Annotated in this window: 11 protein-coding genes; 5 read left to right on the forward strand and 6 right to left on the reverse strand. The window is 45.7% G+C overall.

Features of this window, described 5'->3' with window-relative positions:
• Nucleotides 1–208: 208 nt before the first annotated feature.
• Both G3R49_RS17660 and G3R49_RS17665 read left to right on the forward strand, forming a co-directional pair.
• A complete protein-coding gene (locus G3R49_RS17660; protein ID WP_167870551.1) occupies nt 209–1183 on the forward strand; it encodes an MBL fold metallo-hydrolase in 975 nt (324 codons plus the stop codon).
• Between the two features lie 58 nt (nt 1184–1241).
• On the forward strand, nt 1242–1934 hold the full coding sequence (locus tag G3R49_RS17665) for an aspartate/glutamate racemase family protein (RefSeq protein ID WP_130602523.1): 693 nt from the start codon (nt 1242–1244) through the stop codon (nt 1932–1934).
• Between the two features lie 198 nt (nt 1935–2132).
• On the opposite strand, the gene G3R49_RS17670 is transcribed toward G3R49_RS17665, so the two are convergent.
• A complete protein-coding gene (locus G3R49_RS17670; RefSeq protein ID WP_167870552.1) occupies nt 2133–3104 on the reverse strand; it encodes a nitronate monooxygenase family protein in 972 nt (323 codons plus the stop codon).
• Between the two features lie 154 nt (nt 3105–3258).
• Between G3R49_RS17670 and G3R49_RS17675 the strand changes: the two genes are divergently transcribed.
• The gene (locus tag G3R49_RS17675) at nt 3259–4308 is read left to right on the forward strand and encodes an AraC family transcriptional regulator (RefSeq protein ID WP_167870553.1); all 1050 of its coding nucleotides are present in this window, start codon (nt 3259–3261) and stop codon (nt 4306–4308) included.
• 78 nt (nt 4309–4386) lie between these two features.
• On the opposite strand, the gene topA is transcribed toward G3R49_RS17675, so the two are convergent.
• Nucleotides 4387–7041 (reverse strand): type I DNA topoisomerase, encoded by a 2655-nt coding sequence (gene topA / locus G3R49_RS17680; RefSeq protein WP_167870554.1) that lies wholly within the window; start codon nt 7039–7041, stop codon nt 4387–4389.
• A 424-nt stretch (nt 7042–7465) separates the two neighbouring features.
• Here topA and astB point away from each other — a divergent pair, with 424 nt between their 5' ends.
• A complete protein-coding gene (astB, locus tag G3R49_RS17685; protein ID WP_167870555.1) occupies nt 7466–8800 on the forward strand; it encodes an N-succinylarginine dihydrolase in 1335 nt (444 codons plus the stop codon).
• Nucleotides 8801–8977: 177 nt separating this feature from the next.
• Here the strand turns inward: astB and bioD are convergent, their stop codons facing one another.
• The 4 genes from bioD to bioB form a co-directional block, all read right to left on the reverse strand.
• Nucleotides 8978–9670 carry a dethiobiotin synthase gene (bioD, locus tag G3R49_RS17690; protein WP_167870617.1) on the reverse strand — a complete coding sequence of 231 codons (693 nt, stop codon included), beginning with the start codon at nt 9668–9670 and terminating at the stop codon, nt 8978–8980.
• A gap of 61 nt (nt 9671–9731) precedes the next feature.
• The gene (locus G3R49_RS17695) at nt 9732–10568 is read right to left on the reverse strand and encodes a methyltransferase domain-containing protein (protein WP_167870556.1); all 837 of its coding nucleotides are present in this window, start codon (nt 10566–10568) and stop codon (nt 9732–9734) included.
• A 90-nt stretch (nt 10569–10658) separates the two neighbouring features.
• Entirely contained in the window at nt 10659–11819 is a 1161-nt protein-coding gene (locus tag G3R49_RS17700; RefSeq protein WP_245335401.1) for an 8-amino-7-oxononanoate synthase, read from the reverse strand.
• A gap of 41 nt (nt 11820–11860) precedes the next feature.
• Nucleotides 11861–12925, reverse strand: coding sequence for a biotin synthase BioB (gene bioB / locus G3R49_RS17705; RefSeq protein ID WP_130602513.1), 1065 nt, complete (start codon nt 12923–12925; stop codon nt 11861–11863).
• A gap of 99 nt (nt 12926–13024) precedes the next feature.
• On the opposite strand from bioB, the gene bioA reads away from it, so the two are divergent.
• The gene (gene bioA / locus G3R49_RS17710; RefSeq protein ID WP_167870557.1) at nt 13025–14404 is read left to right on the forward strand and encodes an adenosylmethionine--8-amino-7-oxononanoate transaminase; all 1380 of its coding nucleotides are present in this window, start codon (nt 13025–13027) and stop codon (nt 14402–14404) included.
• Nucleotides 14405–14564: the final 160 nt, after the last annotated feature.

The raw sequence follows: 14564 nt of genomic DNA on the forward strand, positions 1-14564 counted from the left end.
AACAAGAGTTTTATTCTACTGATGCATTAAAAGTTTATCCCTTAGCGAAACACCAAACACCTAAACGAGATGCTGTGCTGATCGTTTAGGTGTTTTTTTACGTATTTGCAGCTAAGTTGTATATGCAGCCAGCTTTTAGGTTTTACGAAAGCCTAGCCTATGCATCAACAGACTCAAGAGAAAATAATAATTAAAGTAAGGAAGCCCTATGAAGCCATCCCTAGCGCCATCTTCACGCGTTCAACCATTTTCTAGCAAATCAAGATTGCCAAACAAGCTCCAAGGTAACAATCGTACGCGCCCTATTCTGGTGAGCTTTGCATTGTTGCTCACTGCTTTATCAATTTTTTCAGCAAAGGCTGATGATGACAGGTTTAAAGATGTTGAGATTAGTGCAACCAAGCTTACCGACAATGTGTATCTGCTGACTGGCTCTGGCGGCAATATAGGGGTTTCAAGTGGTGAAGATGGACTCTTGATTATTGACGATCAATTTGCGCCGCTAGCAGGTAAAATTGAACGGGCACTACGTCACTTACATCAACAAGGCGGTGGCAAAGCTGATGCAAGACCCAAATACGTGATTAATACCCACTATCACGGCGATCATACTGGCGGCAATAGCCATTTCGGCGAGCATGGCACCATACTCGCCCATCACAACGTACTGAAACGTTTAAGTGATAACCCAAAAACACCTAAAACTGCACTGCCTGTTATCACCTATGATCAGGGCATCCATATTCATTTTAACAATGACACTTTAGACGTCATTCATCTTGGTGCGGGTCATACCGATGGCGACAGTGTTGTGCACTGGCAGCAAAGTAATGTTATCCACATGGGCGATTTGTACTTTAAAGACCGCTTCCCTTACGTAGATTTAAAAGGCGGCGGCTCTGTAATGGGCTATCGTGATAACATCGCAAAGATCCTACTTAAGATCCCAGACGACATTCAAATCATTCCAGGCCATGGCGAAATGGCCAGTAAAGCTGAGCTTCGCGAGTTTAAGCATATGCTTGATGACAGCATTAACTGGATGCGAGGACAAATTCAGGCGGGTAAATCATTGGAGCAAATCCACGCAGCAGGCGTGCCAGAGAAATACAAAAGCTGGGGCTGGCGGTTTATCACCGAGAAAAGGTGGATTGATACCTTGTATAACGACCTAAGTAAGTAGCCAATTAACAATGGTCATTATTACAATGTGACGACGTGTCTATTGAGGTAAAAATTTAATGAAAACCATTGGCCTTATTGGCGGCATGAGTTGGCAGTCAACCATGAGTTATTATCAGCTAATTAACACCGAAGTTGGTGAGCGCCTTGGCGGATTACACAGCGCCAAGATTCTTCTTAACAGTGTCGATTTTGCACCTATAGCGCAAATGCAATCTCAAGGTGAATGGCTGCAGGCAACGCAAAGCTTAGCAGAGGCTGCGCAAGCGCTGCAGCTTGCAGGTGCTGATGCAATTGTGATTTGTACCAACACCATGCATAAAGTTGCCGCAGGTGTAGCAAAAGCGGTTACCGTGCCGCTGCTGCACATCGTAGACCCAACAGCGCAGGCCTTGCACTCACAAGGCATCAACAAGGTGGGGTTGCTCGGCACAGGCTTTACCATGCGCGAAGCGTTTTATAAACAGCGCCTTGAAGACAGGTTTGCCATTGACGTTGTAACACCTGATGACAAAGATATGCAGCTAGTGCACGACATAATTTATCAAGAGCTTTGCCATGGCGTGATTAAGACTGAGTCGAAGCAAATTTATCTTGATGTTATCAGAAAGCTCGAAGAGCAAGGCGCGCAAGGGGTAATTTTAGGTTGCACAGAAATCGGCCTTTTGGTTCAACAAGCCGATTGCCAGCTGCCATTATTTGATACCACGTCACTGCATGCCAGCGCTGCGGTTAATTTCATCCTATCGTGATTGCTGAGGCTTAGGCTTAGGCTTAGGCTTAGCTGAATCGTTAATAGAAATAGCTTAAGTTCCAACAAAAATGCCTGGGATTGACTCATGTTATAGAGTCAGCCCAGGCATTTTATTTACGTCAGTTCTAAAGGCTCGCTTTGACGATTGACGCTAAAAGCCAGCTCTTAAAATTAATGCTAGAACTAACGCTAGAGTTTAGCGCTGAAAATTAGCAAGGCGAGCAAATGCAGCATCATACTGTTGCTTTAAATCTGCTACCAAATCACCTGCGCTTTGTACTTTCTTAATCGCGCCGATCCCTTGCCCGCAACCCCAGATATCTTTCCAGGCTTTCTTATCGGTATTGCCACCTGAGCCAAAGTCCATCTTACTTGGGTCACTTTCAGGCAAATTGTCAGGGTCCATACCAGCGTTAACAATCGATGGCTTTAGGTAGTTACCATGAATACCAGTAAATAGGTTGCTGTACACGATGTCTTCAGCACTGCTATCGACAATACACTGCTTATAATCTTCTAGCGCACGCGCTTCCGTGGTCGAGATAAACGCAGAGCCAATATAACCTAGGTCAGCGCCCATCGCCTGTGCAGCCAAAATAGAATCGCCGTTGGCAATTGAGCCAGATAATAATAACGGGCCATCAAACCATTCACGAATTTCTGAAATAAGTGCCAGTGGCGATTGGGTGCCTGCATGGCCACCTGCGCCTGCAGCCACTGCAATTAAACCATCTGCACCCTTAGCAATCGCTTTTTTGGCAAAGGTATTATTGATGATATCGTGCAATACAATTCCGCCATATGAATGCACAGCTTCATTCACTTCGACGCGCGCGCCCAAAGAGGTGATCACAATCGGCACCTTGTACTTAACGCACAAGGCTAAGTCTTCTTCTAAGCGATTGTTCGAGCGGTGCACAATCTGATTAACCGCAAAAGGCGCTGCCGGCTTGTCTGGGTTTGCCTTATTGTACGTTGCTAACTCTTCGGTAATTTGAATAAGCCATTTTTCAAACTCACCCTCGCCTCTCGCATTTAGTGACGGGAATGAGCCTACAATGCCCGCCTTACATTGGGCAATGACCAGCTCAGGGCCAGAAATAATAAATAGCGGCGCAGCGACTGCTGGCACAGATAAACCTTGTTTTAAAATTGGAGGAACAGCCATTACCAGATTTCCTTGTTATTGAGTACACCTTTATTATTCATCGTTACAAGATAAAAAGAATGACACCACACCACATAAACTTGACACTTTATAACAAAATTTGCCTAAATATAGATAAATACGCCTTAAAAGTTGATATCAATAAACAAATTCGATGGCAAGTCATTCAAGCAGCAACGTCTCAATCAATAATATCTCGATCAGTGTGGCGTTCGCGCAAACCGCACTAGCCAAAGTGCCAATTAGCGATGATGAGAAATCCAACATTCTGCAGCAATGTCGTATCCCGAGCCAATTACTCATGCAGCCAAGTGCACGTATCTCACTGCGTCAGTATGGCGAGTTGATCACTCAGTTAATGCTTGCGGGTAAAGATGAGTTACTCGGACATGGCGAGCAGATTTTGCCGATTGGCAATTTCGCGATAATGAGCCACTTTATGATCACCGCTAAAAACCTTGAGCACGTGCTAAAACGCCTCAAGCAATATAATCAGGTGATGGACAATGACTTAAGTATTGAGATTGAAATCGTTGCAGATGAATGTAAGGTATCGCTGCCAAAACTAGATTTAGCTTTGCAATCACAGCTATTTGTGTATGAGTTTGGCTTGTTCTTTATTCACCGCATGCTCAGTTGGTACAGTCAGTCGATTATACCCATCACAGCGATTGAATTGCCCTTTGCTGCGCCTGTGCACGCGAGAGACTACGCATTGGTCTTTTACGGCGCACCCATTAAGTTTAACGCACCGAGAGCTAAGCTCAATTTCGACAAACGCTTACTCGTAAAAGAAAATAAACGCGGCTTAGCAGCACTTGAGCAGCTGCTAACAAACCCTATTGCAAACTTGTTGATGCTGCAGTTTCACAGCCAAAGTTACTCTGCCCGAGTGGGAGAAATACTGCAAAGTACGCTACAAGCGCGAATACCCGAAATACCTGAGCTCCCTAGCTTAGATAAAGTCGCAGCCAAGCTTAACCTTGCACCTTATACCTTACAAAGAAGATTGAGCGATGAGGGCAATAGCTTTATCGCGTTAAAGAATCAACTCAAGCGCGACAAGGCCATCGAGCTACTCGCTCACAGTGAACTGTCGATAGAGCAAATCAGCCATTATTTAGGATTTGCAGAAACCAGCCCTTTCACCCGCACCTTTAAACAATGGACAGGTGTGCCACCTAGTGCCTATCGTAAACGCTAAAGCACACACAAAAATGCCACTGAATGATGACTCAATCAGTGGCATTTAATAGCTAATCGACTAAACCAATAGACTCAGTTATGAAGCCTTTTTAGCTTTCGCTTTTGGTTTCTTCTTGGTGTTTTCAGCGACCCATTTACCTGCGATAAATTTCGCTGACCAACCTGTGGCTTTACCGTCTTTCTCACTGGCAACGTATTGCTCTTTGGTCTTACGGCTAAACTTCACCAGCGTTGGGTTACCGTCGTCATCTTTCACCGGTGCATCAGCTAAGAACTGGTACTTAGGCCATAGTAACTCACGGTATTTAACCAGCTCTTCAACCAAAGGCGCACGGGTTTCGCGCGATTTCGGGAAGGTGCTAGCCGCTAAGAAGATACCTGCTGCGCCATCACGTAGTACAAAGTGCGCATCTGACTTAGTACATTTTAGCTCTGGCAAGAAAATAGGATCTTCCTTTGGTGGCGCCGCTTCACCGCTTTTCAGCAGTTTACGGGTGTTCTTACAATCTGGGTTAGTACAACCAAAGTACTTACCAAAGCGGCCGTTCTTCAACTCCATATCACTGCCGCACTTGTCGCACTCAATGATAGGACCATCGTACCCCTTGATCTTAAAGGTGCCCTCTTCGACGTCAAAGCCTTCACATGTAGGGTTGTTACCACACACATGCAATTTACGCTTCTCATCGATTAGGTAGCTGTCCATGGCGGTACCACAGATTTTACAACGCTTCTTAGCGCGCAGTGCATCAGTTTCACCTTCTTCGGTGTCACTTACCGCTTCTTCACCTGGCGTTAAGTTAAGTGTGGTTTTGCAGCGCTCTTTTGGTGGCAATGCATAACCAGAACAACCGAGGAATACACCGGTTGAGCCAGTACGAATACCCATTGGGCGACCACATGTCGGACACTCAATGTCAGTGACGACCATCTCATTCGGGCGCATACCGCCTTCTTCAGGGTCTAGCTCAGCTTTACCTAGTTGCTTGGTGAAATCACCATAGAAACCGTCGAGTACTTTCTTCCAATCAAGCTTGCCTTGAGCCACATCATCAAGTGTTTGCTCCATGCCAGCGGTAAAATCGTAGCTCATTAAATCATTAAAGCTATCTACCAGACGCTCGCTGACAATCTCACCCATCTTCTCAGCGAAGAAACGGCGATTTTCAACTTTCACATAACCACGGTCTTGAATAGTCGAAATAATGGTCGCGTAAGTTGATGGACGGCCAATACCACGCTTTTCTAGCTCTTTTACTAGCGATGCTTCACTGTAACGTGCAGGCGGCTTGGTAAAGTGCTGCTTAGGCATTAGGTCTGCAAGGGATAAACTATCGCCCTTTTCAACCACTGGTAAGGTGTTGTCTTCTTCGTTTTTCTTGCTCATTGGCGGCTGCACGCGCGTCCAACCATCAAAGCGCAAGGTACGTCCACTGGCTTTCAGCTCGTAATCGCCAGCTGTAACAGTTAAACGCGTTGCATCGTATTTTGCAGGTGTCATCTGACACGCAACAAACTGACGCCAAATTAGTTCATACAGACGCTGCGCATCACGCTCCATGTCAGTCAATGAAGTAGACTTCACTTTAACATTCGATGGACGAATCGCTTCGTGCGCCTCTTGTGCACCTTCTTTACTTCCGTAACGAATAGGATCTTTCGGTAGGTACTTATCACCATACTCGCCGCCGATAAGCTCACGCACATTATCCAGTGCTTCTTGGCTTAAGTTGGTGGAGTCGGTACGCATATAAGTGATGTGACCGGCTTCGTATAGGCGCTGCGCCATCATCATGGTTTTCTTCACGCCAAAGCCTAAACGGGTTGATGCCGCTTGCTGCAGTGTTGAAGTAATATAAGGTGCAGAAGGTCTGCTTGACGTTGCTTTGTCTTCACGGCCTGTAACCGTGAAGCTCGCGTCTTTCAGCGCGTCGACAGCAACTTGCGCTTGCGCTTCATTAATCGGGTTAAATGCAGCAGATTGATACTTGCTGACCTGCATTTTTAGCGCTTCAGCACTGCTGGTATTTAGCTTGGCATGAATGTCCCAAAACTCTTCAGGAACAAAGGCTTTAATTTCGCCTTCGCGCTCTACCACTAAGCGCACAGCAACAGATTGAACGCGCCCTGCTGATAAGCCACGTGCAACTTTTTTCCATAATAATGGTGACACCATAAAGCCCACAACACGGTCGAGGAAACGACGCGCTTGCTGAGCATTAACCATATTGGTATCAAGTGCCGATGGTTTACTAAATGCGTCTTGAATCGCAGACTTAGTGATCTCGTTGAACACTACGCGTTGATAGCGTGAGTCTTCACCGCCGATAATTTCTTGCAAGTGCCAGGCAATGGCTTCCCCTTCGCGGTCCAAATCGGTTGCGAGATAGATTTGGTCAGCTGACTCTGCAAGGGTTTTAAGCTCTTTTACGACTTTTTCTTTGCCGGGAAGAATTTGATACTTAGCCGCCCAAGACTTTTCAGGGTTAACCCCCATGCGAGCAACCAAGGCTTTTTGATCACGTGCTTTCTTATATTTGGCTTTTTCTTCAGGTGACATTTTGCGCACTTCAGCAGCAGTTTTGCCGCCCTTGCTGCCATCTGATGTCGACGACGTTGGCAAATCACGGACGTGACCTACACTCGACTTAACGATGTATTCTTTACCAAGATATTTGTTGATTGTCTTGGCTTTGGCCGGTGATTCGACAATAACTAGCGATTTACCCATAAATTAATTTACGCCAAATAGTCTCAAAGGATAGAAAATTGGTTACATATATAGAGTGTTGCGCCGCGAGTTTCAAGTTAATCGCGTTTTTATGTGTCCAGTGTGCCATTTTTTAATCAAATTAAAAAAATGAAAAAATTTTTTTTGCGTTATTAAAAAGTAATATTTCATATTTACCTAACAAGCAATCACTATTGTGCATTTTTAGTCACTTTTATTATATTGGACAAAAATAGTACGACTTGTGAAGCCCTTGCGCATGAGTATACTGGCGGTAAATTAGCATCCACTGAGATGCAGTATTGTGCAAAACATTCGGTGGCGAAGTTCTATTTTTATGCAATAGACTTTTGTTGCAAAAACTCGCTAATCACGGCAGTTTGCCCCCATAATTACAATAATTCACTGACTTCAAGGAATACGAATGAAACACTTCGAAGCGAACTTTGATGGACTGGTTGGCCCAACCCACAACTATGCTGGCTTATCTTTTGGTAACGTAGCCTCTTATAGCAACGCTGCGCAAGCATCAAACCCAAAAGCCGCTGCCAAGCAAGGCTTAGCCAAAGCAAAAGCCTTGGCTGACTTAGGCATGGTTCAAGGTGTATTAGCGCCGCAAGAGCGTCCTGATCTTTATTCGCTTCGTCGTATGGGCTTTAGCGGTAGTGACGCAGAAGTGTTAACCCAAGCAGCAAAGCAAGCGCCTATGCTGTTAAATGCCTGCTGCAGCGCATCAAGTATGTGGACGGCAAACGCTGCAACCGTATCGCCATCAGCCGATACTCGTAATGGTAAAGTGCACTTCACCCCAGCGAATCTGGTTGACAAGCTTCACCGCTCAATCGAGCCAACAACTACCGGCAACATCTTAAAAGCAACATTTAGTGATGAGAAACACTTTCAGCATCATCAACACTTACCAGAGCATGCAAGCTTTGGTGACGAAGGTGCTGCAAACCATACGCGTCTATGTAGCGATTATGGTCATGCTGGCGTTGAGCTATTTGTATACGGCCAACAGGCGATGAACCCAAATGCGCCTAAGCCAAAGAAATTCCCTGCCCGTCAAACCCTTGAAGCTTCTCAAGCTGTTGCGCGTTTGCATCAATTAGATGATGAAAGCTGCGTATTCATGCAGCAAAATCCTGATGTCATTGACCAAGGTGTATTCCATAACGACGTTATTTCTGTGGGCAACCAAAATGTGCTGTTCTACCACGAACAGGCATTTGTAGATACGGCAGCTAAGTTTGATGAAATCCGCCGAAAAATGAACACTGACGTACACTTTGTGAAAGTGGCAACTGAGCAGGTTTCAATTCAAGATGCGGTTAAGAGCTACCTGTTCAACACGCAAATCATCACCCTACCAAACGGTGAAATGGCGATCATTGCGCCAACAGATTGTGAAGAAAACCCAGCGGTTCACGCTTATCTAAACGAGCTAGTGACACTTGGCACACCGATTAAGCAAGTGCGCTACTACGATGTGAAGCAAAGCATGCAGAATGGTGGCGGCCCAGCGTGTCTGCGTTTACGTGTAGCAATGAACGAGCATGAAGTGGCTGCGGTTAACCAAAACACCTTAATGAATGATGCACTATTTACTCGCTTAAATACCTGGGTAGATAAGCACTATCGCGATACGCTAACGGTTGCTGACTTAGCTGACCCACAGTTAATTATAGAGTCGCGCACCGCACTTGATGAATTAACCCAAGTCTTAAAACTTGGCAGCGTTTACCAGTTCCAAAAATAAACGCTAACGACTGCTAATCAGTCCACCAAAAAAGAACAATAAAAAACTGCATAGTGATATGCGGTTTTTTATTTGTTCGCAGCTTTAATTGTCTTAGCGCTATTATTTATATGTGGGTATATGTGGCGTTATATATCGTGATATCTGTTGCTCAAATGTAAGCTAAGTGTTTTGGATTTAAAGCGTGAGTTTTTCGATATCAATGAACTGACTTGCGTGCTCAGTTTTTGCGTTATTTAGGTGAGGAATGTAGCCAAGAAATGGGCTAGTCATTAGCGTTTTTAAACTCGCTAAGTTGGCATCAATTTCACTCATTTCCGCATCAACTTGATTAGCAACCCAACCCGCTATTTCGAGTCCATCAGCCTCAATTGCTTGCTGAGTTAACAGCGCATGGTTTAAGCAGCCAAGTTTCATGCCCACAACCAATATCACGCCAAGTTTATTGCCATCTTGACTTAGATTTTGTTCAAGTTGCTTGATCGCGCGCGACATAAGCTGGTCGCCGCCCAATGGTAGTAGCCAGCCACCAGCGCCTTCGATTAAGGCGAAGTCAACATCCTTTATTGGCGCCTGGTTTATTACCTCAGTTACCCGCTGCTCAGTTAGCGCTAACCCTTGATTGGCCGCGGCAATATGCGGCGCGATAGCTGGCTCAAACGCGATAGGGTTAACAATGTGATAATCAAGCTCCACATTAGCCTGTTCCATCAAGGCTAAGGCATCGGCGTTACGCAGTCCTTCACTTGTCACTTCACAACCTGACGCTATAGGTTTTAAGCCAAATTTACTGCCTTTAGCTAAAGACAGCAGCGCCGATGACACCAAGGTTTTGCCACTATCGGTATCGGTTCCTGTCACAAAGTAAATCAATGTCTTTATCCTTTTACTGTAGGGCTTTGCTTGTAGTTACAAATGAGCCAGTTAAAAGCTAGGCCTTTGTCGCTAACTTTTCAGCGTGAATAATGGCGATATGGTAAGTCAAAGGTATGCCCTCGGTAGTTCTTAACCCCTCAGACAACTTTTGTCTTTGTCGCCATTGAGACTTAGTTAATGCCTCACCCGCTTCACTGTCTGAGCTTGCAGATGCGCCCACACCTTTTATGGAATATAACAGCGATTTAAGGCTATCAAAATGCACGGTCACCTTTTCAACTTTGGCGTGTTTGATCAACCAGTTTTGACTGACCAGCGACTGCTCGCTAGCGCACGGCTCGCCAGTTGCTACTTGCAAATTGGCGCCACTGACGACGCCAAAAGCACTCATCACTTTGGGCATGCTTAAAAAGCGGTTTACTCTGAATCCAAGCGCCTTAAGTTCAGGCAAACTGCCATCGACCACAGTCGCAATAAAACAGTTGCCAGATGGCAATAGCACGCGATTAAGTTGTGATATCGCTTTGGGTAAATCGTCACACCACTGCAGCGCGAGATTTGAATACACATTGGCTGTACAGTCATCGCTAAGCGTTAGGTTTTGCACATCGCATTGTAAGGTCTGATAGCGGGGAAAGTTAGCACGTAGCTGAGCTAGCATTCCTGGCGCAATATCAACACCAGTTACTTGGTCTACTTGGCTAAATGCTGAAAAATCCGTACCTGGACCACAACCTATATCAAGTAACGGGCCTTTCAAGGGCGCAGCGATATCTTGCTTGTGCATTAACTCATGTAAGCGCGATGCGGTTTGCCGCTGCACGACGTCATGCTGCTTATAACAAGTGGCAGCTTGAGAAAATGTGTTGGCGACGTTCGGCTTTGATGTCATAAAGTTAATACGGCTCTTAAAACTGTTTGTGTGATAAAAATGGTTTTTGCCTTTGTATCGTTCTACGGATGTACCGATGAGCCTACTCAGCTAGCTTAAAGACAAAGATAACGCATCAACCAAATTGGTAATTTGCTCGCTTGTATGAGTGGCAGATAAGGTAATCCGCAATCTGGCGGCACCTTTAGGCACCGTTGGCGAGCGTATTGCGCCCACTACAAAGCCAAGCTTTGATAGCTTATTTGCCAGCGCAACAACTTCGCTATCTGCACCAATAATGATTGGCTGAATAGGTGTCGCAGAATCAGCTAATAGATACTGACGGCTCACGTCAGATTGCTGATATAGCGACCGAAACAGGGCAATATTATTATTTAGCTTGTCAATTAGCGTTGGCGTGGCTTGGATATAGTTAATTGCCGCAAGCGCCACATAGGCATTGGCAGGCGATAAGGCGGTGGAGTAAATATAGTGGCGAGCATTAGCAACTAAATAATCAATTACCTGCTTTGAGCCTAATACCGCCGCTCCCTGACAACCGAGAGCTTTACCAAAAGTGATCACTTGAATATCAGCAATGTCAGCCGAAACTGCGCTTAACTTGTTGCAGTTAACCTGTATGCCATTGCCAGTTATCCCAAAACCGTGGGCATCATCGACAATCAGCCAGCTGCCGTGTTGCTTGCAAAGCGCTGATAACTCGTTAAGCGGCGCGCGATCACCGTCCATACTAAATGTACTTTCAGTCAGCACCACGGTAGGTTCAAGTTTGGTCAGGATTCGCTGCGCGCTTTCAATGTCATTGTGCAAAAAGCGTTTTAGTTTCGCGCCACTATGCTTGATGCCATCAATAACGCTGGCGTGAATAAGCTTGTCGGCAACAACTGTGTTATCACTATCAAATAGGGTTTCTATTAATGCTGAATTAGCACTAAACCCTGAGCAAAATAGCAAACAAGCTTGATGGCCAGTCGCCTGGCAAAGCGCCTGCTCTAGGGCTTGATGCGCCTGACTATATCCAGAAACAAGTGGTGAGGCTTTCGCGCCAACACCATAACGCTCTGCGCCCTTAGCCGCAGCGGCTCTCATTGGCTCACAGCTAGCTAGGCCAAGGTAGTCATTGTGGCTAAAATCAATTAACCCAGCGCCCACAACGCGGCGCTGACGCAATCTACCGGCATCAGCTAATTGCTTGGTTTTCTGCGCCATTTTAGCTTGGAGTGGATGCACCATGCTCTCTAACTTTATCATCGATGAGCCTAAAGATACTTTATCGAACTGCCAGTTAAGTGTTACAGCGCAGCTGCATCATAAAACTGCATGGTGTCACGATCTTTTTTGGCTTTTGCGCTAGCAATAAGTTGCTCATCTTTATCAAGATCGGCATCAGCAACGGCTTGAGGACCTTGCTCAGGGTGCAAGCCCAGTTTCTTAAACAACATCATGTCGTCGTTTTCTTCTGGGTTTGGTGTGGTAAGTAGTTTGCAGCCATAGAAAATTGAGTTGGCACCAGCAAAGAAACACATAGACTGTAGCTCTTCGGTCATATTCTCGCGCCCAGCTGATAAACGAACTCGCGACAGTGGCATAGTAATACGGGCAACAGCAATGGTGCGGACAAACTCAAGCGGGTCGAGATCATCTAGCTTCTCAAATGGCGTACCTGCAACTTTAACCAGCATATTAATTGGTACAGAATCTGGGTGCTTATCCATATTAGCGAGCTGCTGAATAAGACCTGCACGATCACTTGCTTGCTCACCCATGCCGACAATACCGCCAGAGCAAACTTTCATGCCTGATGCGCGCACATTGTCTAGGGTATCTAAACGATTTTGATAGGTACGCGTGGTAATAATGTCGCCATAGTACTCAGGTGAGGTATCTAGGTTGTGGTTGTAATAATCTAAGCCAGCGTCTGCTAACTGATCAGACTGCTCTTTTGACAACATGCCCAGTGTCATACAGGTTTCCATGCCCAGTGCTTTAACATCTTTTACCATCTGCGTTAGGTATGGCATGTCGCGCTCACGCGGGTTACGCCAGGCTGCGCCCATACAGAAACGTGATGCACCCGCGGCTTTGGCACTTTTTGCCTCGGTTAGCACTTTTTCAATTTCCATTAAGCGCTCTTTTTCAAGCCCCGTGTCATAACGAGCACTTTGCGGGCAATACTTACAATCTTCAGGACAAGCACCAGTTTTAATCGAAAGTAAACGGCTTATCTGCACTTCGTTAGGGTCAAAGTTTTCACGATGGATACTATGCGCCTTAAACAAGAGATCATTCATTGGCAACGCAAAGAGAGCTTCAATTTCAGCTTTAGTCCAATCGTGACGAACAATAGCTAACGACATAACAACCTATCCTTTTTATGATTTTCTGTTGGCTAGGATACTTTGAGGCCGTAAACTGTCAATCTGACCAGTGGCGCAAACTATACTAACGGTTAAAAAATGAACACCACTAAGCATACTCCCTCTGAAATTGATTTTGAATTCGACAAAAAGCACATTTGGCACCCTTACACCTCAATGACCAACCCTGTTGAAGTGACCGGTGTAACGTCTGCCCAAGGCTGTGAACTAACATTAGCTGACGGCCAGGTAGTGATTGACGGCACAAGCTCTTGGTGGGCGTGTATTCACGGCTATGGCAATGAGCAAATTTTATCTGCCATGCAAAATCAGTTGCAGCAACTTAGCCATGTGATGTTTGGCGGCCTCACCCACGCGCCAGCGGTAAATCTTTCAAAGCGTTTAGTGGAGATGACCAGCCCTAACCTGACTAAAGTATTTTTAGCTGACTCCGGCTCAATTGCTGTAGAAGTCGCAATGAAAATGGCGATGCAGTATTTTCAAGGAAAGCGGCAAGGGCAAGGAAAGGGGCAAGAAACTAACAACCAGCAAGCCTCAGCCCAAAAGCAAAAAATGCTCACGGTAAAACGTGGCTACCATGGCGATACGTTTGCCGCGATGAGTGTCTGTGACCCTGACAGCGGTATGCATACCATGTTTAATGAAGCGGTGACTGAACAAATCTTTGCACCTGCGCCAAGCTGTAAATTTGGCGATGCAATGAATACTGATGACGTTGATGCCCTAGAGGCGGTGTTAAAGCAACGCCACCATGAAATCGCTGCATTAATTATCGAGCCGATAATGCAAGCTGCTGGCGGCATGCATTTTTACAGCGCGCAGTACTTAAAAGCGGTAAGAGCATTATGTGATAAATACGACGTGCTGCTTATTCTTGATGAAATTGCAACAGGCTTTGGGCGTACAGGCAAACTATTTGCTTATGAGCACGCAGGCATTGAGCCCGACATTTTATGCTTGGGCAAAGCGCTGACAGGTGGTTATATCTCACTTGCGGCTACGCTATGCAGCGACAAAGTTGCTCAAGGGATCAGCGACTCACCAGCCGGTGTGTTTATGCACGGCCCAACCTTTATGGGCAACCCGCTAGCCTGCACTACAGCCGATGCAAGCCTGGCGATATTACAGCAAGGTCATTGGCAGCAGCAGGTAAGCGCTATAGATGAGCAAATGACTCAAGAGCTTGAGGACGCGATTAACCTACCACACGTAACCGATGTGCGCATTATTGGTGCGGTCGGCGTATTAGAAATGGATAGCCCCATCAATATCGGGTTACTGCAAAAAGCCTTTATTGATTTAGGCGTTTGGATAAGACCCTTTGGTAATGTCATTTACATTACCCCGCCTTATACCATTACTAAGGCGCAGTTAACTCAATTAACCGGTGCGATGAAAACCATCGCCGCTAATATTACCCCTGAGCAAAGCACAGCAACGAGTCCTTCAAACGGGTAAAATAAATTACTAGGTATAAAATACCGCCAATACAACTCGATATATTGAGACAACAATGACTTAAACAAGCCGTTTGAGTCATTGTTACTCAACGCCATAGTCGAGCTGCTCTCCTCTCAATTTCCACAGCCTGTATACGATTAAGCTAGTTACTGAGTTC

The organism is Shewanella sp. WXL01, assembly GCF_012263345.1.
Taxonomy (GTDB): Bacteria; Pseudomonadota; Gammaproteobacteria; order Enterobacterales; family Shewanellaceae; genus Shewanella; species Shewanella maritima.